The sequence below is a fragment of the Burkholderia cepacia genome (assembly GCF_001039005.1).
Lineage (GTDB): Bacteria > Pseudomonadota > Gammaproteobacteria > Burkholderiales > Burkholderiaceae > Burkholderia > Burkholderia theae.
The window spans coordinates 1-22554 of record NZ_LDWR01000087.1; the positions used below are offsets into that span (position 1 = coordinate 1).

Consider the following 22554-nt stretch of genomic DNA (forward strand, 5'->3'; position numbering starts at 1 on the left):
TCGCGACGACGCTCAAGAACAGCCTCGCGTCGTACTACCCGTTCGGCGCGCTGCCGGCCGTCGATGCGCTGAACGCGAGCACGATGGGCCCGTTCTCGGCCGCCGCGAACGGCGGTTCGCTCACCGCCGATCCGTTCGGCGGGCAGGCGCTGCAGGTGACGACGCAGACCGTCGATGCGAACGGCTACGACGGCTACAAGCTCGTGCAGAACGCCGACATCGCGACGCAGGCGCAGTTCACGATCGGCATGTGGGTGAAGACGCCGTGCACCGACGTGGTCGGCTTCGGCACGCCGGTGTTCGCGAACAAGAACTGGCAGAGCGGCAAGAACGCGGGCCTCGCGATCGGGCTGTTCCCGCAGGCGTCGGGCGCGCCGTCGGGCACCTGCAACATCCAGTACAACGCGGGCGACGGCACGAACCGCAACGACCTGAAGACGATGAGCGTGACCGCGAACCAGTGGGTGTACGCGGCGTTCGTGATCGACACCGTCGGCAAGACGATGACGGCCTACACGTTCGACCCGGTGCTCGGCGAGCAGAAGCAAAGCACGCCGCTCACGGTGTCGACGGCCGCGCTGCCGGGCCTCGGCACGAAGACGTTCGGCATGAACGAGGACGGCACGGGCCAGTACCACATGCTCGCGTGCGGTTACCCGGCAAGCCATTACAGCGGCGGCTACACGGTCAACGCGTGCACGACGGTCAAGCCGAACGTGGAGAGCTTCTCCGACGTCGCGATGTGGAGCCGCGTCGTCACCGAAACCGAACTGCAGTCGCTCGCGGGCTCGGGCAAGCCGCTGTCGACGATCCTTCACTGACGGAGTCCTCACATGAACACGACAGACCTGCGCCGCGTGCGCGTCGCGCTCGCCGCCTGCGTGCTGAGCGCGCTGGTTGCCGGGTGCGGCGGCGACGATGCGTCGAACGGCACGCCCGCGAGCGCCGCGAAGACGAACGCCGCACCGGCAGGTGCGGGCGGCGCGAGCGCGCCCGTGCCGATCGTCGCGCTGCCGGGCGCCGGCCCGTGCCCTGCATCGGGCACGGCCGCGCTGCAGTCGCCGTCGCTGAATTCGCAGCTGCGCTGCGCGCCGTGACGCGCGCGCCTTTCCGGGACGACCTTCCTTCTCGACCATGACCTCCATCGACCGCCGTTCGTTTCTCCGTGCCGCCGCTGCCGGCACGGCCTTCTCGATGTTCCCGCCGGCGATCCGGCGCGCGCTCGCGATTCCCGCCAACAACCAGACCGGCACGATCAACGACGTCCAGCACGTCGTGATCTTCATGCAGGAAAACCGCTCGTTCGATCACTACTTCGGCACGATGCCCGGCGTGCGCGGGTTCGGCGACCGCCTGACGATCCCGCAGCCGGGCGGCACGCCGGTCTGGCAGCAGAGCGACGGCAAGCGCCCGGTGCTGCCGTTCTATCTCGACAGCACGAAGGGCAATGCGCTCCTCGTCGGCGGCGCGCACTCGTGGACCGATTCGCATACGGCGTGGGACAACGGCCGGATGACCGCGTGGCCCGCGTCGAAGGGCGATGCGTCGATGGGCTACCTGCGACAGTCCGACCTGCCGTTTCACTTCGCGCTCGCGAACGCGTTCACGGTCTGCGACGCGTATCACTGCTCGCTGCACGGCGGCACGAACTCGAACCGGATCTTCCTGTGGACCGGCACGAACGGCCCGACCGGCTCGAACACGGCCGTCGTGAACAACGACGGCTGGGACGGCCTCGGCGCGTCGAAGACGGGCCTGACCTGGACGACCTATCCGGAGCGCCTGCAGGCGTCCGGCGTGAGCTGGAAGGTCTACCAGAACATGCCGGACAACTACACCGACAACCCGCTCGCGGGCTTTGCGACGTTCCGCAAGGTCAACGAGACCGTGCCGGGCTCGCCGAACGCGCCCTATACGCCGGCGATGGAAGCGCTGTCGCCGCTGTACAAGGGGATCGGCAACACGATGCCCGACGGCGGCTTCCTGCAGTCGCTCGCCGACGACATCGCGGCGAACCGGATGCCGCAGGTGAGCTGGATCGTGTCGCCGCAGGCGTATTGCGAGCACCCGGGCGCATCGACGCCGGGGCAGGGCGCGTACTACCTGCAGCGCCTGCTCGACACGCTGACCGCGAACCCGGACGTGTGGAGCAAGACCGTGCTGTTCGTGAACTACGACGAGAACGACGGTTTCTTCGATCACATGCCGCCGCCGAACGCGCCGTCGCGCAACGCGGATGGCACGTATGCGGGCAAGTCGACCGTGACCACGCAGTACGAGTACTTCACGTTGCCGAACCCGCCGGGCGATTCGTCGCCGCTCGCGCCGGACGGCCGCCCGTACGGGCCCGGCCCGCGCGTGCCGATGTTCGTCGTGTCGCCGTGGAGCACGGGCGGCTGGGTCAACTCGGAAGTGTTCGACCATACGTCGGTGCTGCGCTTTCTCGAACAGCGCTTCGGCGTGCAGGAGCCGAACATCAGCCCGTGGCGTCGCGCGGTGTGCGGCGACATGACGTCGGCGTTCAACTTCCGGAACCCGAACGGCAACCCGACGACGTCGCTGCCGGCGCCAACCAAGGCCGCGGCCGACGCGCAGCACGTGCAGCAGAGCCTGATGGGCGCGGTGCCGGTGCCGTCGGTCGGCGCGCAGCAGATGCCGACGCAGCCGCAAGGCACGCGGCCGTCGCGCGCGCTGCCGTACGAACTGCATACGAGCGCGAACGCCGACGTGTCGGGCGGGCTGCTGTGGCTCACCTTCAGCAACACGGGCACGGTCGGTGCGGTGTTCCATGTGTACGACAAGCTGCATCTCGACCGCGCGCCGCGTCGTTATACGGTGGAAGCGGGCAAGCAGCTGTCCGACTCGTGGCGCGCGGTCGCCGACGACGCGGGCAACTACGACCTGTGGGTGCTCGGGCCGAACGGCTTCCTGCGCGAATTCCAGGGCAACGTCGCGAAGGCCGCGAGCGGGCCGGTGCCGGAAATTCGCGTGTGCTACGACCCGGCCAACGACGCCGTGTACCTGACGATCATGAACGTCGGCAATGCGGCGAGCCAGGTCACGGTCACGTCGAACGCGTACCGCACCGACGGCCCGTGGAGTTATGCGGTGCCGGCCGGGATGCAGGTCGAACCGTACTGGACGCTCGCCGCGTCGAGCGGCTGGTACGACTTCACGCTGGCGGCCGAGAACGGCCTCGTGCGCCGCTTCGCGGGCCGTGTCGAGACCGGCAAGGACAGCATCAGCGATCCGGCGATGGGCGTGTCCAGCTGACCGGCGCCGGCCGCGCGGCCGGCGTCGCATCACCGGTTGCCGCCGGCGCGCCGACCCGCGCCGGCGGCTTTGGTGCGCGGCCTCGCGTCGACGGGGCCGCGCGTTTTTCATTCCTTTCCGTTCACACACGCTTCATTCGATGCCGCAACTCGCGCTTTTCGATCTCGACTTCACCCTCATTCCGTTCGACAGCGATCAGGCCTGGGGCCGCTTCATGGTCGAACACGGCCTCGTAGACGCGGCCGAATTCGCACGCATCGACGCCGCGTTCTCGGCAGGTTATGCGGCCGGCACGCTCGACATCCATGCGCACCTGTGCGCGATGCTCGCGCCGCTCGCACGTCATTCGCGCGAGCGGCTCGCCGTCCTGCACGCGCGTTTCATGGACGACGTCGTGCTGCCCGCGATCGCTCCCGCCGCACTCGACCTCGTGCTCTACCACCGCGCACGCGGCGACCTGTGCTGCGTTGTCACCGCGACGAATGCGTTCATCACACGGCCGATCGCGCATGCGTTCGGCATCGACGCACTGATCGCGTGCGAACTCGAGACCGTCGACGGACACCCCGACTCGCGCTATACGGGGCGGCCGGCCGGCGTGCCGAGCTATCGCGAAGGGAAGATCGTGCGCACCGATGCGTGGCTCGCGTCGCGCGGCCTCGCGTGGTCCGATTTCGAACGCAGCTGGTTCTACAGCGATTCGCACAACGACGTGCCGCTGCTCGAGAAAGTTACCGATGCGGTCGCAACCAATCCGGACGAGCGACTGCGCGCGCTCGCAACGGCGCGCGGCTGGCAGATCGTCGAACTGTTCGAGACGGTGTGAAGGCGGGCGTCGTTACGCGCGTGACGGCGTACGCTCGTCGCGGCATTCGACATTGGCCATGAACGCGGTAATCAGCCGCGTATCGGCGCGCGCGTCGAGGTAGTACAGGTATTCGTGCATCGGCGGCATGTCGTCGGCGAGCGCGATCGCGCGCAGTTCCGGATGCGCGCCGACCTCGCCGCGCGGCATCAGCGTGCAGCCCATGTCGTGCCGCACGGCTTCGCGGATCGCTTCGCGGCTGCCGAGCTCGATCGCGTTCGCGGGCAGGCTGATGCCCGCATCCTTCAGCACGTGCTCCATCAGCGCGCGCGTACGCGAGCCGGCCTCGCGCAGCAGCAGCGTCTCGCCGGTCAGCGCGGCGAGCCGGGTCGACTCGCGCGTCGCGAGCGGATGCGAGCGGTGCACGACCAGCACCAGCGGATCGTTCGCGATCGTATGCCGGACGAAACGCGGATCGTTGTCGCGCTGTGACGACACGGCGACGTCGACGCGAAAATCGACCAGCGCGTCGAGCACCTGCTGCGAGTTGCCGATCTCGATGCTGATCTTCACGGCCGGATACTGGCGCCGGAATGCGGCGATCGCGGGCAGGATGTAGAACGGGCCGGTCGTGCCGACGCGCAGGTTGCCCGTGTGCAGTTCGCGCTCGTTGCGCAGCGCGAAATCGATATCGTTCTCCATCTGCAGCATCTGGCCGATCATCGGCATCAGCGATGCGCCGGCGTCGCTGAGGTCGAGACGGTTGCCGCGACGATGGAACAGATCGACCCCGTAATGGCGTTCGAGCTGCTGGATGCGCGACGTGATCGTCGGCTGGCTCACGTCGAGACGCTTCGCGGCCGCGGTCACGCTTCCCTGGCGGGCGGTTTCATAGAAGGCGGCGAGAAGCAGGGCAAGCATGGCGAGACACGGAACGAGACGAGCGGAACTTACCGGCCGCGCGTGTCAATTCCGTGTCATCGCGGTGGAGCGGCGTGGCAAATTGGGGCGCTATGTTGCGTGCAGCGCATGCTGGCCGACGAAACGGTGGCGCTTACGCGGGCGGTTGTTCGTCGTACGCGACGAAGATCTTCCGCGTGTGTTCGACGACTTCCCACGTGCCGCGAAAACCCGGCGGAATCACGAAACGATGGCCGGCACGAACGGTTTTCCGGTTTCCGTCCGTGTCGGTGATCACGGACGTGCCTGCCAGGATCTCGCAGTATTCCGCTTCGGTGTAGGCGACGTGCCAGCAACCGGGTGTGCTTTCCCAGATGCCGGTCGAGAAACGGCCGCACGGGCTCGCGAAACCCGGCGTGAGTGTTTGCAGCGGATCGCCCGCAATCAGCTTCTCGGGCGACACGCGGTACTGCGTCGGCTCGCCGCTCGGGATGAGCGCGTCGGTAATGGATGAAACGTCGATCATGATGGGCAGTCTTCGTCGAGTTGGAATGAACGCGCCGACGGCGCGTTCGCATGATTTCATACTTGCGGCCGGGCTGGTCGGTTTCATGACGCGCTCGATGCTTCGTCGGTCCGGAGAAGCGATGCGTGGTCGCACGGTCGTAGTCGTGACGAGCGCTTATGATGAGCGGTCGAAACGGTTACGTAGATGCGACACACGAGGAGAGCCGATTGAGCATCGCATGGGACGGAATCACGAGCGCCGACGTGCTCGGGAAAGCGGAGGTCGCGAGCCGACATGCGTTGGCCGACGCGGCCAGGAACGGCGAATGGGCGACGATGCTCGACCTCGTTGAGAAGCAGCCCGAACGCGTCAATGCGACGCGGCTCGACGGAACGTCGCTTTATGCGCCGCTGCATCAGGCCGCGTATGGCGGCGCGCCGAAGGAGGTCGTCGCCGAGCTGCTGCGGCTCGGTGCGTGGCGCATGCTGCGCGATGCGCAACGCGAGCGTGCGGTCGATATTGCGGTGGCGCGCGGACACCGGCATCTGGTCGATTTGCTGAGGCCGCAACCGAAACGCTTCGTGCCCGACGACACGCTGTTTGAAATCCAGCGTCATTTCCACACCATGATCGTCGGCCGCATCGCACACCTGCGCGTCGACGCATTGCGCCTGCCTGAGCTCGAACCGCTGCTCGAACTCGACGCGCAGGCCGCACGCATGTGGTTCGCGGTGCCGGGCATGTATGGCGGATTCGGCTATGCGCTGCGCACGGATGGCGACGCGGCCGTGCTCGTGTCCGAGAGCTGGAGCCGGGTGGTCGGCGGCTCGGGCCAGCGGCACGAGATCACGGCGAATGGATGCACGATGGTTGACGAGGGATTCGTCTGACGCGAGTTTCGCGCGGCGCGGCGAGCGCGCCGCCGCTCAAGCGACTGCCGTGTCGGTTGCCGTCACTGCCGCTGCACGGCGCGCGGTCGAGCCAACCGCGGAAGCAGCACCCGCCAGCCGCCGATAACGCGCAAGCGCCCACAGCGGGAAGTACGCGGTATACCCGTGATACTTCAGGTAGAAAATGCGCGGAAAACCGGGCGCATTGTGCGAGCGGTGCCACCAGAAACCGTCGTCCTGCTGCACCGACTGCAGATACGCGATGCCGCGCTTCACCGAATCGGATTCGCAATCGCCGAACGCCATCTGCGCGAGCAGCGCCCACGCCGTGCAGTTCGACGTGCTCTCACCGGCATTCGTACCGGCGAGCTTCGGGTCGATATAGCTGTCGTTCGTCTCGCCCCAGCCGCCGTCTGCATGCTGCCGTGCGCGCAGCCATTCGAGTGCACGCGCGATATAGGGCTGCGACTTGTCCTCGCCGGCGAGCGCGAGGCCGGCCAGTACGCTCCACGTGCCGTACAGATAGTTCGTGCCCCAACGGCCCCACCAACTTCCATCGGGCTGCTGCGTGCGTTTCACGTAGTCGATGCAGCGCGCGAGCGACGCGCGGTCGTCCGCGCGCTTCGTCACGCCGAAGCACAGCAGCACGCGGCCCGACACGTCTTCCGTCGGCGGATCGAGCAGCGCGCCGTGATCGGCGAACGGGATCGCGTTCAGGTACATGCGATCGCAATCGGCGTCGAATGCCGCGAAGCCGCCGTTGCGCGATTGCAGACCGCGCATCCAGTCGAGTGCACGCGCGACGCGCGGCGCATACGGGTTCGTGCCGTCCGCGTTGCGATGCGTGTGGCCGCGGCGATCGAGCATCGCGGTGACGAGCGCGCTGTCGTCGATGTCGGGGTAGTACGGGTTCGCGTACTGGAACGCCCATCCGCCCGGCTCCGTATCGGCCGGCGCGTTCTCGATCCAGTCGCCGCGCAGGTCGTTCACCTGGCGCTCGGCCATCCAGTCGTACGCGCGCGCGATGCGTGCGTCGAGTTCGTGCAGCGCGCCGGCCGTGTCGCCGGCTTCCGGCACCGCCACGCCGCGCGCCTGCTCGAGCGCCATCGTGCTCCATGCGGTGTCCCACACCGGCGACAGGCACGGCTGGCAATACACGCTGCCGTCCGGCCGCGTGACCAGCAGCTTTTCCAGCGCGTTTTCGCAATCGCGCCGCAGCGGATGATCGTCCGGGTAGCCGAGCACGTCCATCATCTGGTAGCTGTACACGATCGGCGGGAAGATGCCGCCGAGCCCGTCCTCGCCGTTCATGCGCTCCGCGCACCACGCCTCCGCATGCCGGATCGCGCGCGCTCGCAGGCGCTTCGGCATCAGCGGCTCGATATGACGAACCATGCGGTCGAGCGCGAGGAACAGCTTGCGCATGCCGCGCGCGGGCGGGAAGTAGTGACGTTCCGCGTCCGGCGGCGTGACGAACAGCTCGCGGATCGAGACGTTGCGCGGATTGCGGGCGCGCGCCTTCAGCGAGCACAGCACCAGCAGCGGCACCATCGTCGTGCGCGCCCAGTACGCGACCTTGTACATCGAGATCGGCACCCACTTCGGGAACAGCACGAATTCGATCGGCATGAACGGCGCCGCGCGCCACGGCACCTGGCCGAACGTTGCGAGCAGGATGCGCGTGAACACGTTCGAGCACGCCGCGCCGCCGAGCTTCAGGATCGCGTCGCGCGCGCGGACCATGTGCGGCGCGTGTTCGCTGTCGCCGGCCGCCTTCAGCGCGAAATACGCCTTCACGCTGCACGACACGTCCGGCGCGCCGTCGACGTACAGCGCCCATCCGCCATGCGTGTCGAGCCGCTGGTTCGCGCGCAGATAGCGCGCCATCTTCTCCTGGCGCACGTCGTCGATCTTGTCCATGAAATGCATCATCAGGATGTATTCCGCGGTGATCGTCGCGTCGGATTCGAGTTCGAAACACCAGCTGCCGTCGGGCTGCTGAAGACGCACGAGCGCGTCGCGTCCACGGGCGATGGCGGTGTCGAGCGCGGACCAGGAGGAGGGGGGCGGTTTATTCATGCGGCGGATCATACCATCCAGCCGGAATGTTTATCTCGAGACCCTCGGGTGCTACCATCCGCGCTATGAAAAAACGCCTCGAACCCGCGCCGCGCGACGTGTCCGTGCCTGTCGAACCGGCTGGAATGGCCGGTGCACGGGCATCCGAAGGATCATCGGCGCCGGCGGCGGCCGCCGTCGTCGGCGTGCGGCGGAAAAAAGCGCCGGATCAGGTGCGCGCGCAGTTGCTGGCGGCTGCATCGGAGATTGCGACGCAGCACGGCGTAGCCGCGTTGACGCTCGATGCGGTGGCCGAGCGTGCCGGCGTGACGAAAGGCGCGCTGCAGTATCACTTCGCGAACAAGCAGGGGCTGCTGGATGCGCTGTTCGGGCAGGCGACCGAGCGGTTCACCGCGCAGATGGCCGCGCGGATGGCCGCGGATTCCCGCGGCGACGGCGCGGCGGCGCGGGCCTATCTGCATGCAGTGCTCGACGCGGCGAATCCGGCCGCGAGTACCGATGTGCTGCGCGTGCTGGTCGCGTCGATGATTACCGAGCAGGAGACGCGCGCGCGATGGTCGGTGCCGATGCGGGAATGGACGCGGCCCGATCCCGTGCCGCTCGAACAGGCCGCCACGCTGATGATCTGCCGGCTCGCGGCCGACGGGCTGTGGATTTCGGAGCTGCTCGACAGCGTCGAGGTATCGGCCGACATGCGCGCGGAGATCGTTCGGCAGCTGGATGCGATGAGCAAGGGGGTGTTTCCGAAGGGCGACGGTGGGGCGGCGTGACGCGCGTGCTTCGGGAGCCGGTCGCGGTTACGCCGAAGCACGGCGGATGGTTGGCGCGCGAAGGCGCGCGTCGTTCGCTGATGGTTGCGTAGCCATCGGTGTCGATCTCAAACCTGCTTGCTCGCGATCGGGCAGTTGGTTATTCTGCTGCACATGAACCGATCGCATACCCGCTCGATTATTTGCGCCGCCATTTCGCCGGCGGGGTAGCCATCGACTGAATGCATGTCATCACAACCCGCCCGGAAGGCGGGTTTTTGCTTTCTGGGCATTCGATGGAGCGCCTGGAAATGCAGACCGACAAGCATCACACGACAGCCTCGAACGACGCGGTATTGCTCCACATGGTATGCGGCAAGATCGCATCCGGAAAATCGACGCTGACCGCGACGCTCGCGAGCGCGCAGCGGACCGTGTTGATCAGCGAAGACGTCTGGCTCGCTCGCCTGTATCCGGGCGAGATCCTGTCGATCGACGACTATGTCCGATGTGCAAAGCGCATCAAGGATGTGATCGCCGACCACGTCGCCGCGGTGTTGCAGGCCGGCGTCTCGGTGGTTCTCGATCTTCCGTTCAATACGGTTGCTGCGCGTGCGTGGGGGCGGGCTGTTGCGCAGGCCGCCGGTTGCGACCATCGGCTTCATTACCTCGATGTAAGCGATGCGGTTTGCAAGGCGCGTCTGCACGTGCGCAATGTACGAGGGGAGCATCCGTTCCAGGCATCGGACGCCGAGTTCGAGCAGATCACGCGGTACTTCGTCGCGCCGGATCCGACGGAAGGGCTGACCATCGTGGCTTATGACGAAGCGGGTTCTGTTCGCGCGCAGGTGACGCGCGGATAGCCGGGGTATCCGCGTTGAGCATGCAGTGCCGCTTTCGAGAGTAGTGCTTTTGCGTCGCCGTCGACAACAGGTGGGCGGGAAAGCGCAACGAAACTGTATATGTCTGAAGATGCGCTGCGTCTTTAGAATGGGTATCGCGACTAGTGAGCCTCGGACGACATCGTTGCATCCGATGGGGCGCTTTCAATACGCAATCTTTGGGAGAAACACGATGCACGACCGTCCGAAAGCAATCCCGACACGCCAGGTATCGAACGAGCGCGTGATCGTCACCGAATGGCGATTTGCGCCCGGTGCCGAGACCGGCTGGCATATCCATCAGCATGACTATGTCGTCGTGCCGCAAACGGACGGCCAGCTGCTCCTCGAGACCACGCAAGGCAATCGCGAATCGCAGTTGCACGCCGGGAGCAGCTATGCGGGGTTGAAGGGCGTCGAACACAACGTCGTCAACGCGACTGATCACGAAGTCGTGTTCATCGAAGTGGAGATTCTCTGAGAAGCGCTTCGAAAAGTGGGGTGAATGATGAAAATGACTGACATCCCGTTCGGCACGACCGACTGGAACACAGTGGAGCCGACCGAACACAACGGAGAGCGTGGCGTCGCTCGCTGGCGGACCCTGCAATTCGGCGATATTCGGGTGAGGCACGTTGAATATTCGGCCGGTTACATGGCGGATCACTGGTGCGTCAAAGGTCACATCCTCTATTGCCTTGAAGGCGAGTTGCTGACGGAGCTCGACGATGGGCGACAGTTCATCCTTCGACCGGGCATGAGCTATCAGGTCGCCGACAATGCGGAAGCGCACCGGTCGTCCACGCGGACAGGCGCCAAATTGTTCATCGTTGATTGAACCGGTTGCAGCCAGATTCGGTTTGCCGCAGTCGACCCGATTCGGTGATGAGTGTTTGCCCTACGTCGCATCGTCGCATTGTCGAATCCGATCCGTGATCCCGAACCGTATTGGGCGTTGCCAGTTGGCCGACGTGGGCGTCCTCGCGGATGTCCTGCTCGGGTCGGCCTCCGCGCACCTTCGTGCGCGTGCCAGGCAGCAGACAAAATATGCCCAAGTGGCAGGCGGTGTTCGTTAGAATCTGCTTTCGTCGAGGAAACAACGTATTTGCATTGGTGCAGAGCGGTATCCGGTTACAGACGCTGCTCGCCCTGATTCGATTGTTCATCTTTTACCGGAGGCGGGCATGCCAAGTTTACTTCCCGATGTCGACCGCGAGGGGCTCCTCGAATATTCAGTGGTTTACACGGATCGGTCGGTCAACCATATGTCGCAGCGCTTTCAAGGCGTCATGCGCGACATTTCCGCTACGCTGAAAAACGTCTACAACGCGAAGTCGGCTGTTATCGTCCCGGGCAGCGGGACGTTCGGCATGGAAGCCGTTGCCCGGCAGTTCGCGACGAACAAGAAGTGTCTGGTCATCCGCAATGGCTGGTTCAGTTTCCGCTGGTCGCAGATTTTCGACATGGGCAGCATTCCGTCCGAATCGATCGTGCTGAAAGCGCGTCCGGTCGAACCGGGAAGACAGGCCCCCTATGCGCCGGCCCCGATCGACGAAGTGGTCGCTGCGATCAAGGAAAACAAGCCGGATTTCGTCTTTGCGCCGCATGTCGAAACCGCCTCCGGGATGCTGCTGCCCGATGACTATTTGCGCGCGGTGTCCGACGCCGTGCATGCCGTCGGCGGCATGTTCGTACTGGATTGCATCGCCTCCGGCACGGTTTGGGTCGACATGCAGGCCAGCGGCGTCGATATCCTGATCAGCGCGCCGCAAAAGGGATGGAGCGCGTCACCCTGCTGCGCAATGGTCATGCTCAGCCCGCTCGCGCGCGAAAGAATCGATGCAACGACCAGCACCAGCTTTGCTTGCGATCTCCGCAAGTGGCTGCAGATCATGGAAGCCTACGAGAACGGCGGGTTCGCGTACCACGCGACGATGCCCACGGACAGTCTCACGACGCTGCGCGACGTGATGAAGGAAACCGACGCATACGGTTTCGAAAAGGTGAGGGCGGAGCAGCTTGAACTCGGCAAGCGCATTCGTTCGCTTTTGGCCGACAAGGGCTTCAAAAGCGTGGCGGCCGAAGGTTTTCAGGCGCCGGGTGTCGTGGTCAGCTACACGGACGATGACGGCATCCGCTCCGGGAAGAAATTCGCCGATGTCGGTTTGCAGATCGCGGCGGGCGTTCCGCTGCAATGCGACGAGCCCGAGGATTTCAAGACCTTCCGCCTCGGATTGTTCGGCCTGGACAAACTGCATGATGTCGAAGGCGCGGTCGCCAGGTTCGCCGACGCGTTGAACCGCGTTCTGTAGGTCTATTTTCCGCAGTAGGTGCGTAGCAGCGTCGTTGCCGGTGGCGTGTGCTACGCACGTCCTTGTCGTTGCGGCCACACTCATTCCTTGAGCGCTGGCCTTACACGCTGTGCAGCAGATCCGGAAGTTCGAACCGAGCGCGCGTGATGTTCGGGCGCGCTTTGTTGCGCGCGCCCTGGTGATTTACATGCGTTGGGTGCGTCGCACCGGGGCGCCGCCTTTAACCGCGCGTATCGACCCAGTTGCGTGCCCAGCGTGCCGAGTGCTGCAGCGCCTGCACTTCACTCGGGAAGTAATCGAGCGAATAGAACTGGTAGCGGCCTTCGGCGCGCGAGCTGCCGGTGCGTTCGAGCAGCAGGTTGGATGAAAAACTACCGTCGGGCAAGCGATGCGCCGAGGGTTGGACGGCATAGCCGTTGTACTGTTGAGTTCGTTTGTCTTGCATTTGCATTTTAATTTTAATGATGTTCGAGTGCGCGCGTGCCGTGCCAAATGTGCACGGGTGCGCCGATTCAAAGCCATTGCGAGCTGAATCTGAAGCAGTCGGAAAGCGAAAAAAGGCGTTGCTGCCGGAGGGGAGAGTGAAGTGCAACGAGGCGTGTGGCGCTTGGCAAGCTGCTGAACAAACAGATGCAGCTAAGAGCGATCGCGCCAACTTTAGGAGACAAAGCTCCGTGAGGGTGTCGCTGCGACCCGGCGTCCGTCGTGGGAGGCCGGGTCCTTCAAACTTTACAGCGGCTTGATGTTAGCCGCTTGCAGACCCTTCGGGCCTTGCTTCGTTTCGAAGCTCACTTTTTGATTTTCAGCGAGCGTCTTGAAGCCGTCAGCGCGGATTTCGGAGAAGTGAGCGAACAGGTCGTCGCCGCCGTTGTCCGGAGTGATGAAGCCAAAGCCTTTGCTGTCGTTGAACCACTTAACGATACCGGTATCCATGATGAATCCTTGGGGAAAAAAATAAGAAAAATTGCTCTGTTGAAGAGCGCTTGAAGCGTCAAGGAGGGAGAGGACAACGAATACCGCTGAGGAGCGAGCAATTGATGAACAGCAATCGGACTTCTTGGACTTCGGGGCACACACTAACTGCCGGGCAGGGGCGGCGTCAATGATTAACTTGTAACTGTGTCACCGGGCGGTCCGTTTTGTGGATGGAGCGATGTGGCCCCGCCTGTCTGTGCGCCTTGCCTGGCATGGCGCGCGGGTTCGGCAGGATCCAGTTCGGCCGATGGTTTTGGATGACCCGATTCGTCCTGTCAAATATTGACAAACCGGCCATTCGTTCGTCGCAGCGTCAGGTTAGCGCCCCGTCGCGAGAACGAACCGAAGCGAGAAAAGGGCAACCTCCTACGCCAATCGCAGATCCCACAACGCATCGAGTACATGTTGCGTGGAACGCTCGACGTGCCCCGCACGATGCGCAATGCCGAGCCGGCGCCACAACGCCGGGCGCAGTGGGCGCATGACGATGCGTCTGTCGGGTAAGGGCGTCGTGGCCTCATGAGGCAACAGCGCCGCGCCATAACCTGCCGCTACCAGACTCTTGATCGCATCGTTGTAATTGAGCTGAATGCGCGGCGCGGGATGGTGCCCTGCGGCCGCAAACCACTCCGCGGTCAGACGCGAGAGACGCGTGGTCGCATCGTTGAGAATGAGCGGTTGAGCGGCGAGCCATTCAGGCGTAATGCGCGCCGGACACCGCCAGTGCGCCGGTACAAAGGCCATCACGGGGTCGCGGCGCCAAGGCTTTATCACGAGTCCGGCCACTGGAGGCTGAGGCAGTGCGACCAGACCGATATCCAGCGTCCCATCTGCCAATCGGGTCAGCGTTTCATGCGAGGTGAGTACCGCGATCTGAATATCGATCGCGGGATGCTGTTGACGCAGCACGTCGAGCGCTTGCGGCAAAAGATGCGCAATCGCGCCGGTCGATGCGCCGAGCCGAACGCGTCCGACCAGCCCTTGAACCTGGCGGTGAACATCGTCTAACGCCTGTTCCGCGTCGGCCAACAGTCGACGTGCGCGCTCGACCAACAACTCGCCGGTTGCCGACGGCCGAACCTGTCCACGCTTGCGCGACAGGAGCGGAGCCCCGATGCGTTCTTCGAGTTCAGCGATGTGGAGGCTGACCGTTGGTGGCGCCAGATGCAACGCACGCGCCGCGTCGGCGAATGAGCCACGGTCGGCAATCGCGACCAGGGTGCGCAAGCGGTCCAGGCTGATCTCTCGCATGTAGGCGTCTCGATTCAGAAAAACTGAATGTCAAAATCACGAAATTCAACTTTCGATATTCTAGCGGCGCGCGGAAGATAACAGGCTCGTTCCGCTTGTTACCAGTCACCGGAGTATTGCGCGCATGAGCTCTCCCCTTGTTTTCATCGACGGCGACCAAGGCACCACCGGGTTGCAAATTCACGAACGGCTTCGCGGCCGGACCGATCTGAAACTGGTCACGCTTCCGGCGGCGGAACGCAAGGATTCCAGGCGTCGCGCCGAAGCCATCAACGCCTGCGACATCGCCATCCTGTGCCTGCCCGATGACGCCGCGCGCGAGGCGGTGGACGCCATTGTCAATCCTGCCGTCCGAGTCATCGACGCAAGTTCCGCCCATCGCACACAGCCGGACTGGACCTACGGTTTTCCGGAAATGACGCCGGGACAGGCAGAGCGCATTGCGACCGCACGGCGGGTCACCAATCCAGGTTGTTACCCGACCGGTGCAATTGGCCTGCTGCGCCCCCTGCTGCACGCAGGGCTCATCCCGGGGAACCACCCGGTCAGCATTTACGCGGTGTCCGGTTACTCCGGACGCGGGCGTGCCGGCGTGGAAGAACACGAGGGGTCGGGCGCCGTCAACGCACCGTCGTACCAGGTGTACGGTCTGGAACTCGCGCACAAGCACACCCCGGAGATCCAGCAGCACGCCGGGCTCGCGCGGCGTCCGATCTTCGTCCCTGCGTATGGGGCGTTCCGCCAGGGCATCGTGCTGACGGTGCCCCTGGATGTGCGGCTGCTGGCACCCGGCGTAGATGGCGCCACGTTACACGCGTGCCTCGCACGCCACTATGCCGAGGCGGCTCACGTACATGTGTTGCCGCTGCACGAATCGTGCGCTCTGAAGCAGTTGGATCCGCAGGGTCTGAACGGTACCGACGATATGTGCTTGAGCGTGTTTCCCAACATGGAACACGGGCACGTTCTCCTTTCCGCGGTTTTCGATAACCTCGGCAAGGGCGCAGCCGGCGCTGCGGTTCAGAACCTGAACCTGATGCTCGCGCAGTAATGCTGGTCGATCGCTTACCCTGATGTTCGGCTGCACCTGTATGCCGACGGTTGGCGGCAATCTGGTCGTGGCAGTCGCGTGTCTCGAACTGGCGGCGGCCATGGCCAGATTCGGTCGATTGAGTCTGGCCGTCGCCCATTCGAAATCGATGCGGCGTAAGCCGCGGTTACGTCGATTGTGCGATGAGGGTTCTATTCTTGCGTCACGTAGGACTCTTAACCGAGTCTGGCTGCCGCATTGCTACGAGCGGAGCAAGGAATTGCTCGAAGTGCGGCAACCAGATGGGTATGGCGTCCTTGACGGCGAACATGCCGTGACCGTTCTTGCCGAAGGGCGGTTCGAAGATCATTTGCCCTTGACCGCCTGCGGCCTGAAACGCCGCAAACCAGGTCGCAACGACTTCGGGAGCAAAATATTTGTCGTTCTGGACGTAATGCCAGAGTACGGGAACATGGGTGGTCGCCGCGAAATGCGCAATCGTGTCGGCCATCTGCCGCGGATCGCACGGTATGCCCGGATGTGTCGAAGGGTTCCCGCCTCGACCGCCCGAGAAGTTGACAACCGCGACCAATCCCTTCGGTGCATAGCTTGCCGCGGCCAGGGACGCGAAGCCACCCGCTGATTGCCCGACCAGAACAACGTGGTTCCGATCCACCTGGGGCAAGGTCTGCGCATACCTGACGGTCGCGAGCACATCCTGTGCTGCCTGCTGGCCTGCGCTCAGGTAATCGGGATGCCGGCAGGAACCGGCGTCCTCTTCGTCAGTGCCTCCGGTGGCGCCGTAGCCACGGCGGATCGGCACGATCACGGCAAATCCCAGTTGGACGAACGTCCGGATCTGCGCCAATTGACGATAGCGTCCAACCTTCGGTCGATCTCGAGGATTGGGCGGACTGCCATGACTCAAGACGATCAACGGAAATGGCCCGGGACCGTCCGGCACATAGGTGGTGGCCACGATGTCGCGTTTGTGGTCTCCCTCGTCGACTGAAACCTTGACGATGGTTTCGTGCAGGTCGGCGGCCAGAGGCGGGTCCTCGTTCCCGCTCAGGGCGCAGCCGGTCGCTGAAGCGATCAACGCGCCCATTATCAGGAACCGATGCAGGCGGACGACCCTCTGTGTTCGACGAGCGATATTCTTCATGGATGATTTCCGAAGTAACGCGCGCGAGGACTGTCACCCGGAGACGTGTGCGCGCATCGCGGCATCCGGTCAGTTGCTTTACACGACTCGCTGACAGCTTGAAGTAATCGGTGCGTTGCTCGGGGATGCAGGTTCCGACACAGATTGTCGGGAATCAGGCGCTAGTGAAACACAATCGCGCCATTGTCTGCGCACATCTCGAAGGCCTTCATCCAGTCGCCATAAGACTCATAAAAGTAAGCATCAGGGACTTTTGCTGCCTGATCGCGGTACTGGACGAAATCTCGATAGACCTTGCGGCACACTTCCGGACCGATCACGCCTTCCGCGTCGGAGAAATTGATCAATTCCCAAAACGGTCCATGGTCAAGCTTCCATACCGTTTCGTCGTATCTCGATTCAACCACGTTGTTCCGCGTGGATGCGCTTGGCTGGTATCCGGCGAGCTTGGCCAGTTCATTTCGCCATGCGTTGTAGCCGGAGTAGGAGCCCGCTCTGAAGTCGAAAGACGAGTCGAACTGGTACACCTTGCCACTCTCGAGTCCGCGAAAACGCTCAGGGAAATCAACGGGAGACAGAATGACTTGATTTTTTCCTTGTGGCTCCCCATCCGATGACAGGGTAGGAAATTCGACACGTTTCAATCCACTGTATGCCGTGACGTCGAGTCCGGCGTATGCCACCGAGGCGAACAGGGAAAGAATCAGGGGAACGAGAACGCGCTTCATGAAGTAATCGATATATCCAAAAAAATCAGGCGCCGCCCTCAGAGCCATCACCGCTGCCGAGGGATGATTCCTGAGCGAGCAGTCCGCATTGTCAGCGATCCACGTGCGGTTGTCGAAGGTTGGCAATTGGACGATTGTCGCCCGGTGCGCCGGTTGACCAGCATTTCTCAATGCGAGCGCTCAAATCGCTCGCGCCACCTGCTCGGTCAATCCGATGAGCCAACGTAGGCCGCGGTCGCCCTGATGTGCAGTCTTCCACAGTGCGCTAATCTGATGCGTCGGCGTATCGAACGGCAACGTGCTGATGCGCAGCCCAAGACTGCGGCTCCAGATGCGAGCGATGTAGTCGGGCACCGTGACGAATACGGGATTGTCGCGTGCAATGAAAGGCAGCGTTGCAAAGTGAGGATTGGAAAATATCACGCGCCGTTGCTTGCCCATCGCCTCCAGCCGTTCGTCGATGAATCCTCGCAGTTCGCCTTTGAACGAGGTCAGCGCATGCGGATGCGCCAGAAACTCGCGCAAGCTCAAGGTTTCGCCTCGCGTCCGTATCAGCGTCGGGTTGTGGAGGCATACAAAGCGCCAGTCCAATAGCGCGCACTGCTGTTGCCATGGAGTGCATTCGTTGAACACACCGAATGCGACCTCGATCTCGTTGCGCTCGAACATGCTGGAGACACGGTGGCAGTCCGTATCCAGGGAGATGAGCTTCACGCCCGGCGCTTCGACGGCGAGCTTGTTGAACAAGGCAGGAAACAGCGTCACCGCTATCGCTTCGGAAACACCGACCCGGAATGTTCGATCGGAATTTCGGGCATCGAACGGCTGGCCGACTCGCATGCTTTCATGAAGGCCAATCAGCAGCGTGTCGATCTGCCGGGAAAGCTCCAGTGCGCGAGGTGTGGGTTCCATTCCGGAACGACTCCGCACGAACAACTCGTCACCGAACGCAGTGCGAAGTCGTTTCAGTGCGCCGCTCACGGCGGGCTGACCAAGGAACAGCCGCTCGGCTGCACGCGTGACATGCCGCTCTTTCATGAGTGCATGGAAGACAAGTAGCAGATTGAGATCGAATCGCCGAAGATCATTCTCGATGATGGATGTCATCACAATAAGCAATTGGAATAATGGCCCGCCTAGCATGCATGCTATCTCCGCCCGCCGCAACAGCGGCCGCATGAAGACAGGGGAGCGCAATGAACAGTGACACTGGCAAGGTGGTGGTACTAGGCGGCTCGTCCGGTATTGGACTGGCTACGGTGAGGCGCCTGGCCGGCGCCGGTTACGAAGTGATCGCCACGGGACGTGATGCGGACAAGCTGCAGACAGTGGCCGCATCGATCAAGGGATCCGTGCGCGTCGAAGCGTTTGATGGCGCGCAGCGTGATCAGCTGGAACGTTTCTTTACGAGCATCGGGACCATTGACCATCTGGTGATCGCATTGAGCGGTGGCGAAGGCGCCGGCGCGTTCAAGGATCTCGATCTGGCCTCGTTGCGTCGTGGCTTCGATGCGAAATTCTGGCCTCATATACAGGCCGCGCAGACTGTCCTGCCGACCCTGCGCAAGGGCGGCAGCATAACGTTCGTCACCGCGATTTCCGCTCGGATCGCCAACCCGGGCACGAGCGGCCTGGCCGCGATCAATGCGGCGATCGAGGCGATGGTGCCGGTGCTTGCCCGCGAATTGGCGCCGACCCGAGTCAACGCAGTGTCCCCCGGCGTGGTAGAGACGGCGTGGTGGAACGCCATGCCCGACGCAGCCCGGCGGGCATTCTTCGAACAGCATGCAAGCGAATTGCCGGTGGGGCGCGTCGGGCAGCCTGACGATGTCGCGCAGGCGATCGCCTACCTGATCGGAAACGGCTACACCACCGGCAGCATCATGGAATGCGATGGCGGCCTGCACCTCCTCTGAAGGTCATGAAAGGCACCGCGTCGCATTTTTGTCTCAACCACTACTAAAAGGAGAAAAAATATGTCCAGGCAAATCTTCATCAACCTGCCGGTGCAAGACCTGCCGAAGGCGACGGCGTTCTATACCGCCATCGGTGCCAGCAGAAATCCGCAGTTCAGCGACGATACGAGTTCCTGCATGGTGTGGTCGGACACGATCTTCGTGATGCTGATGACGCACGGAAAATGGGCGCATTTCACGAAGAAGCCGATCGTCGACGCCCGGCGCGAAAGCGAGGTCATGCTGGCGCTCAGCGCGGAAGATCGCGAGAGCGTGGACAAGATGACTGAAACGGCCGGGGCGCACGGTGGCAAAGCGGACGTCAATGCCAAACAGGATCTCGGCTTCATGTACGGCCGCAGCTTCGAAGACCCCGACGGCCATATCTGGGAAGTGATGTTCGTCGATATGTCGCAGATGTCCACGCAATAAATCACGGGTACGTGAGTTCGCGGAATCGATCCGTGAACTCATCGACTCCTCGATGCAGGCGACTTTCCCGGCACGACCCTCTCTCCATACCCGTGGTCTGCCGGTCTTTTCCCGGTCGAAAGCGGAATGTCGCCGGTCTCTACTCGCAACGACGTTGCCAAAAAAAACGCCGCGACGGGCACCAGTCCGCCAACGATTGCCGCAATCAGTGAGCGTAGCCGCAGCCGCCCCTTTGCAGACCATCGGCACCCGGAGGACAATACCTCCGGATATCTCGTCGGAGGTTGCGCATCATGGCCACGTTTCAGCCCGCTGGATGGCATACCGTCACGCCCCGAATCGTCGTGCGCGATCCGGAGAACCTGATCCTGTTCGTCAGGACGGTATTTCACGCACAGGGCGAATTCCGCGCCGGGCTGCCTGCCGAAATCCGGATCGGTGATTCCGTCGTGATGATCAGCGGCGGAGACGGCCTGCGCGAACCGATGCCGGCGTTTCTGTACGTCTATGTCGAGGACGCCGATTCGACCTATCGGCGTGCGATCTCGGCGAATGCGATCTCGCTCGAAATTCCAGCCGACATGCCCTACGGCGACCGGCGGGCAATGGTGCAAGATCCGTGGGGAAACACGTGGCAGATCGCCACGCACCAGCGCGACCTCTCGGCTGACGAGATCCGTTCAAGGCTGGCCAACGGCGGATAGCCGATCGTTGCCGGGCAGGGGACACATCGGGCACCTCGTTTCCTGTCCGCGGTCGTTCGACATCCATCCGTGGGGCCACCGGCAAGGCTTCGCGCGACAGCACACGCTTCAGCGTCATGCCTCATCCGCCAGTCAAATCTGTCGTAATCGTCAAGATTCACGTCGCGTGCAGGTAAAACCTTCCTGTCCAGCCCGCCGTTAACCCGTTCGCAGCCCTCGCGCCACGTGTTGCGACGTGACGCCCGTCTTTCGTGATCCGTAGTCCACATCCGCTGCTGGCCGCGCCCGGCCAGCGCAAGGGAACGTCATGCGAAAACAACTCACTATCCGTGGTGGACTCATCGCGACCATCGCCGGTTATACCGTGCTGCTCGTGCTGGTGGTCGGCGCCTGCATCGCGGCCCTCTACGAGGGCAATGCGTCGCTCGAGGCGATGTACCGCGACGACACCGCGTCGCTGCTGCACCTGAAGACCAGCTCCGAGCGGATGCTGGTGCTGCGCGAACGCATGAGCGACGTCGCGCAGATCATCAGCGCCGGCCAGTCGGGCAAGGAGGGAATTGCGCAACTCCACACGCTCCTCAAGCAGAGCAACGACGAACTGGACGCCTACACGCGCCTGCACGCGCGCGACGCCAATGAACAGACGCTGTTCGACACGCTGCAGAGCCGTCGTCGTGCGCTGCTGGACCGTGTGTTCCTGAAGGCGCTATCGCAGCTCGACGGTGACGACGCGTTCAACTTCCTCGACACGCAGCGTACGGCGCCGCCCGCGCTGTTCGCCGCGTACCAGGATGCGATCGATGCGCTCGAATCGTTCCAGGTCGCGCGCGAAAAGGCCCGCTACGAGGCGGCCGGCGTCCATTTCCACCGGATCGTGTGGGGGATGGCGGCGGTCGCGGTGTTTGCGCTGGTTGTCGGTTTCTTTGCTCAGCGTATGCTCGCGAAGGCAATCATCGAGCCGATCAATCTCGCCGTCGGCCAGTTCGACAAGATCTCGAAAGGCGACCTGACCGGGACGGTCGTCATTCCGGGCAAAAACGAGATGGCCTATCTACTGCATGCGCTGAAGCGGATGCAGGACGGCCTCGTCGATACGGTGAACCAGGTGCGTGCGAGCACGGAGACGATCGTCGTCGACGTCCGCACGATCGCGAGCGGCAACGTCGACCTGTCCGCGCGCACCGAGCAGCAGGCCGTGTCGCTGCAGCAGGCGGCGGCGAGCGTCGAACAACTGACGGCGGCCGTGCGCCAGAACGCCGACAACGCGCGCGACGCACGCACGTACGTCGAGGGCGCGGCCGGAATCGCGTCGCGCGGCGGCGATGCAATGCAGCGCGTCGTCGAGACGATGTCCGAGATTTCCAGCAGCTCCGCGCGGATCTCCGGCATCGTCGGCGTGATCGAGAGCATCGCGTTCCAGACGAACATCCTGGCGTTGAACGCTGCCGTCGAAGCCGCGCGTGCCGGCGAGCAGGGGCGCGGGTTCGCGGTGGTCGCGACCGAGGTGCGCGGGCTCGCGCAGCGCAGCGCGGCCGCGGCGAAGGAAATCAAGGACCTGATCGGCCATTCCACGCGGCGCGTCGCGGACGGCAGCGGCCTTGTCACGCAGGCCGGCTCGGCGATGGCCGAACTCGTCGCCGCGGTCGAGCGAGTCAATGCAATCATGAGCGAAACCAGCAACGCATTCGAAGAGCAGTCGTCGGGCATCGAGCAGGTGAATGCCGCGGTGATCCAGATCGAGCAGACGATGCAGCGCAATGCCGCGCTGGTCGAGGAGGCGGCGGCCGCGGCGCTGTCGCTCGACGAACAGGGTTCGCGGCTGAGCGCGGCGGTCGCGCAGTTCCGACTGCGTGGAGAGGTCGTCGCGTGACGCTGGAACGCGTTATCGCATAGGGTCAACAGCGTCACACGGAA

24 protein-coding genes are annotated in these 22554 nt (G+C 63.6%); 15 read left to right on the forward strand and 9 right to left on the reverse strand.

Annotated elements, in window-relative coordinates:
• The 4 genes from VL15_RS36325 to VL15_RS36340 all read left to right on the forward strand — a co-directional run.
• A partial coding sequence (locus VL15_RS36325; protein ID WP_048251621.1) for a LamG-like jellyroll fold domain-containing protein occupies positions 1 to 821 on the forward strand: 821 nt, incomplete at its 5' end.
• A gap of 12 nt (positions 822 to 833) precedes the next feature.
• The gene (locus VL15_RS36330) at positions 834 to 1097 is read left to right on the forward strand and encodes a hypothetical protein (protein ID WP_048251623.1); all 264 of its coding nucleotides are present in this window, start codon (positions 834 to 836) and stop codon (positions 1095 to 1097) included.
• Between the two features lie 37 nt (positions 1098 to 1134).
• Entirely contained in the window at positions 1135 to 3273 is a 2139-nt protein-coding gene (locus tag VL15_RS36335; protein WP_048251624.1) for a phosphocholine-specific phospholipase C, read from the forward strand.
• Positions 3274 to 3412: 139 nt separating this feature from the next.
• Complete coding sequence (locus VL15_RS36340; RefSeq protein ID WP_048251626.1) at positions 3413 to 4099, forward strand: HAD family hydrolase; 687 nt, start codon at positions 3413 to 3415, stop codon at positions 4097 to 4099.
• Between the two features lie 12 nt (positions 4100 to 4111).
• Here VL15_RS36340 and VL15_RS36345 read toward each other — a convergent pair whose 3' ends face one another.
• Together VL15_RS36345 and VL15_RS36350 are read right to left on the reverse strand one after the other, a co-directional pair.
• Entirely contained in the window at positions 4112 to 4999 is an 888-nt protein-coding gene (locus VL15_RS36345; RefSeq protein WP_048251628.1) for a LysR substrate-binding domain-containing protein, read from the reverse strand.
• 133 nt (positions 5000 to 5132) lie between these two features.
• Positions 5133 to 5504: a cupin domain-containing protein gene (locus VL15_RS36350; protein ID WP_048251629.1), complete on the reverse strand. Its 372-nt coding sequence runs from the start codon at positions 5502 to 5504 to the stop codon at positions 5133 to 5135.
• 209 nt (positions 5505 to 5713) lie between these two features.
• On the opposite strand from VL15_RS36350, the gene VL15_RS36355 reads away from it, so the two are divergent.
• On the forward strand, positions 5714 to 6376 hold the full coding sequence (locus VL15_RS36355; protein ID WP_053077777.1) for an ankyrin repeat domain-containing protein: 663 nt from the start codon (positions 5714 to 5716) through the stop codon (positions 6374 to 6376).
• A 36-nt stretch (positions 6377 to 6412) separates the two neighbouring features.
• On the opposite strand, the gene shc is transcribed toward VL15_RS36355, so the two are convergent.
• Entirely contained in the window at positions 6413 to 8467 is a 2055-nt protein-coding gene (gene shc, locus VL15_RS36360; protein WP_048251630.1) for a squalene--hopene cyclase, read from the reverse strand.
• Between the two features lie 53 nt (positions 8468 to 8520).
• Here shc and VL15_RS36365 point away from each other — a divergent pair, with 53 nt between their 5' ends.
• From VL15_RS36365 to VL15_RS36385, 5 genes are all read left to right on the forward strand, one after another.
• Positions 8521 to 9225, forward strand: a complete 705-nt coding sequence (locus VL15_RS36365; RefSeq protein ID WP_048251631.1) for a TetR/AcrR family transcriptional regulator — start codon at positions 8521 to 8523, stop codon at positions 9223 to 9225.
• A gap of 290 nt (positions 9226 to 9515) precedes the next feature.
• The gene (locus VL15_RS36370; RefSeq protein ID WP_048251633.1) at positions 9516 to 10067 is read left to right on the forward strand and encodes an AAA family ATPase; all 552 of its coding nucleotides are present in this window, start codon (positions 9516 to 9518) and stop codon (positions 10065 to 10067) included.
• 211 nt (positions 10068 to 10278) lie between these two features.
• Entirely contained in the window at positions 10279 to 10566 is a 288-nt protein-coding gene (locus VL15_RS36375) for a cupin domain-containing protein (protein WP_048251634.1), read from the forward strand.
• 27 nt (positions 10567 to 10593) lie between these two features.
• A complete protein-coding gene (locus VL15_RS36380; RefSeq protein ID WP_048251656.1) occupies positions 10594 to 10923 on the forward strand; it encodes a DHCW motif cupin fold protein in 330 nt (109 codons plus the stop codon).
• Positions 10924 to 11269: 346 nt separating this feature from the next.
• Complete coding sequence (locus VL15_RS36385; protein WP_048251636.1) at positions 11270 to 12397, forward strand: aminotransferase class V-fold PLP-dependent enzyme; 1128 nt, start codon at positions 11270 to 11272, stop codon at positions 12395 to 12397.
• Between the two features lie 220 nt (positions 12398 to 12617).
• On the opposite strand, the gene VL15_RS36390 is transcribed toward VL15_RS36385, so the two are convergent.
• The 3 genes from VL15_RS36390 to VL15_RS36400 all read right to left on the reverse strand — a co-directional run bounded on the left by VL15_RS36390 (position 12618) and on the right by VL15_RS36400 (position 14623).
• Complete coding sequence (locus VL15_RS36390) at positions 12618 to 12842, reverse strand: hypothetical protein (protein WP_048251657.1); 225 nt, start codon at positions 12840 to 12842, stop codon at positions 12618 to 12620.
• 284 nt (positions 12843 to 13126) lie between these two features.
• A complete protein-coding gene (locus VL15_RS36395) occupies positions 13127 to 13330 on the reverse strand; it encodes a cold-shock protein (protein ID WP_006485974.1) in 204 nt (67 codons plus the stop codon).
• Positions 13331 to 13738: 408 nt separating this feature from the next.
• Positions 13739 to 14623, reverse strand: a complete 885-nt coding sequence (locus VL15_RS36400) for a LysR family transcriptional regulator (RefSeq protein ID WP_048251638.1) — start codon at positions 14621 to 14623, stop codon at positions 13739 to 13741.
• A 124-nt stretch (positions 14624 to 14747) separates the two neighbouring features.
• Between VL15_RS36400 and argC the strand changes: the two genes are divergently transcribed.
• A complete protein-coding gene (gene argC / locus VL15_RS36405) occupies positions 14748 to 15674 on the forward strand; it encodes an N-acetyl-gamma-glutamyl-phosphate reductase (protein WP_048251640.1) in 927 nt (308 codons plus the stop codon).
• Between the two features lie 202 nt (positions 15675 to 15876).
• On the opposite strand, the gene VL15_RS36410 is transcribed toward argC, so the two are convergent.
• The 3 genes from VL15_RS36410 to VL15_RS36420 all read right to left on the reverse strand — a co-directional run bounded on the left by VL15_RS36410 (position 15877) and on the right by VL15_RS36420 (position 18653).
• The gene (locus tag VL15_RS36410) at positions 15877 to 16818 is read right to left on the reverse strand and encodes an alpha/beta hydrolase family protein (RefSeq protein ID WP_053077778.1); all 942 of its coding nucleotides are present in this window, start codon (positions 16816 to 16818) and stop codon (positions 15877 to 15879) included.
• 161 nt (positions 16819 to 16979) lie between these two features.
• The gene (locus tag VL15_RS36415) at positions 16980 to 17672 is read right to left on the reverse strand and encodes a hypothetical protein (protein WP_155420373.1); all 693 of its coding nucleotides are present in this window, start codon (positions 17670 to 17672) and stop codon (positions 16980 to 16982) included.
• A gap of 54 nt (positions 17673 to 17726) precedes the next feature.
• The gene (locus VL15_RS36420; RefSeq protein WP_048251660.1) at positions 17727 to 18653 is read right to left on the reverse strand and encodes a LysR family transcriptional regulator; all 927 of its coding nucleotides are present in this window, start codon (positions 18651 to 18653) and stop codon (positions 17727 to 17729) included.
• An 89-nt stretch (positions 18654 to 18742) separates the two neighbouring features.
• Here VL15_RS36420 and VL15_RS36425 point away from each other — a divergent pair, with 89 nt between their 5' ends.
• From VL15_RS36425 to VL15_RS36440, 4 genes are all read left to right on the forward strand, one after another.
• Positions 18743 to 19462 carry an SDR family oxidoreductase gene (locus VL15_RS36425; protein ID WP_048251641.1) on the forward strand — a complete coding sequence of 240 codons (720 nt, stop codon included), beginning with the start codon at positions 18743 to 18745 and terminating at the stop codon, positions 19460 to 19462.
• Between the two features lie 60 nt (positions 19463 to 19522).
• Entirely contained in the window at positions 19523 to 19933 is a 411-nt protein-coding gene (locus tag VL15_RS36430) for a VOC family protein (protein ID WP_048251643.1), read from the forward strand.
• Positions 19934 to 20226: 293 nt separating this feature from the next.
• Positions 20227 to 20637, forward strand: coding sequence for a VOC family protein (locus tag VL15_RS36435; RefSeq protein ID WP_048251645.1), 411 nt, complete (start codon positions 20227 to 20229; stop codon positions 20635 to 20637).
• Between the two features lie 307 nt (positions 20638 to 20944).
• Positions 20945 to 22510, forward strand: coding sequence for a methyl-accepting chemotaxis protein (locus VL15_RS36440; protein ID WP_048251647.1), 1566 nt, complete (start codon positions 20945 to 20947; stop codon positions 22508 to 22510).
• Positions 22511 to 22554 lie beyond the last annotated feature (44 nt).

Excerpts from the sequence above, each read along its gene's own strand:
- VL15_RS36330 (WP_048251623.1), top strand. The coding sequence starts at position 834 with ATGAACACGACAGACCTGCGCCGCGTGCGCGTCGCGCTCGCCGCCTGC.
- VL15_RS36335 (WP_048251624.1), top strand. The coding sequence starts at position 1,135 with ATGACCTCCATCGACCGCCGTTCGTTTCTCCGTGCCGCCGCTGCCGGC.
- VL15_RS36340 (WP_048251626.1), top strand. The coding sequence starts at position 3,413 with ATGCCGCAACTCGCGCTTTTCGATCTCGACTTCACCCTCATTCCGTTC.
- VL15_RS36345 (WP_048251628.1), bottom strand. The coding sequence starts at position 4,999 with ATGCTTGCCCTGCTTCTCGCCGCCTTCTATGAAACCGCCCGCCAGGGA.
- VL15_RS36350 (WP_048251629.1), bottom strand. The coding sequence starts at position 5,504 with ATGATCGACGTTTCATCCATTACCGACGCGCTCATCCCGAGCGGCGAG.
- shc (WP_048251630.1), bottom strand. The coding sequence starts at position 8,467 with ATGATCCGCCGCATGAATAAACCGCCCCCCTCCTCCTGGTCCGCGCTC.
- VL15_RS36365 (WP_048251631.1), top strand. The coding sequence starts at position 8,521 with ATGAAAAAACGCCTCGAACCCGCGCCGCGCGACGTGTCCGTGCCTGTC.
- VL15_RS36370 (WP_048251633.1), top strand. The coding sequence starts at position 9,516 with ATGCAGACCGACAAGCATCACACGACAGCCTCGAACGACGCGGTATTG.
- VL15_RS36375 (WP_048251634.1), top strand. The coding sequence starts at position 10,279 with ATGCACGACCGTCCGAAAGCAATCCCGACACGCCAGGTATCGAACGAG.
- VL15_RS36380 (WP_048251656.1), top strand. The coding sequence starts at position 10,594 with ATGAAAATGACTGACATCCCGTTCGGCACGACCGACTGGAACACAGTG.
- VL15_RS36385 (WP_048251636.1), top strand. The coding sequence starts at position 11,270 with ATGCCAAGTTTACTTCCCGATGTCGACCGCGAGGGGCTCCTCGAATAT.
- VL15_RS36390 (WP_048251657.1), bottom strand. The coding sequence starts at position 12,842 with ATGCAAGACAAACGAACTCAACAGTACAACGGCTATGCCGTCCAACCC.
- VL15_RS36395 (WP_006485974.1), bottom strand. The coding sequence starts at position 13,330 with ATGGATACCGGTATCGTTAAGTGGTTCAACGACAGCAAAGGCTTTGGC.
- VL15_RS36400 (WP_048251638.1), bottom strand. The coding sequence starts at position 14,623 with ATGCGAGAGATCAGCCTGGACCGCTTGCGCACCCTGGTCGCGATTGCC.
- argC (WP_048251640.1), top strand. The coding sequence starts at position 14,748 with ATGAGCTCTCCCCTTGTTTTCATCGACGGCGACCAAGGCACCACCGGG.
- VL15_RS36410 (WP_053077778.1), bottom strand. The coding sequence starts at position 16,818 with ATGAAGAATATCGCTCGTCGAACACAGAGGGTCGTCCGCCTGCATCGG.
- VL15_RS36420 (WP_048251660.1), bottom strand. The coding sequence starts at position 18,653 with ATGACATCCATCATCGAGAATGATCTTCGGCGATTCGATCTCAATCTG.
- VL15_RS36425 (WP_048251641.1), top strand. The coding sequence starts at position 18,743 with ATGAACAGTGACACTGGCAAGGTGGTGGTACTAGGCGGCTCGTCCGGT.
- VL15_RS36430 (WP_048251643.1), top strand. The coding sequence starts at position 19,523 with ATGTCCAGGCAAATCTTCATCAACCTGCCGGTGCAAGACCTGCCGAAG.
- VL15_RS36435 (WP_048251645.1), top strand. The coding sequence starts at position 20,227 with ATGGCCACGTTTCAGCCCGCTGGATGGCATACCGTCACGCCCCGAATC.
- VL15_RS36440 (WP_048251647.1), top strand. The coding sequence starts at position 20,945 with ATGCGAAAACAACTCACTATCCGTGGTGGACTCATCGCGACCATCGCC.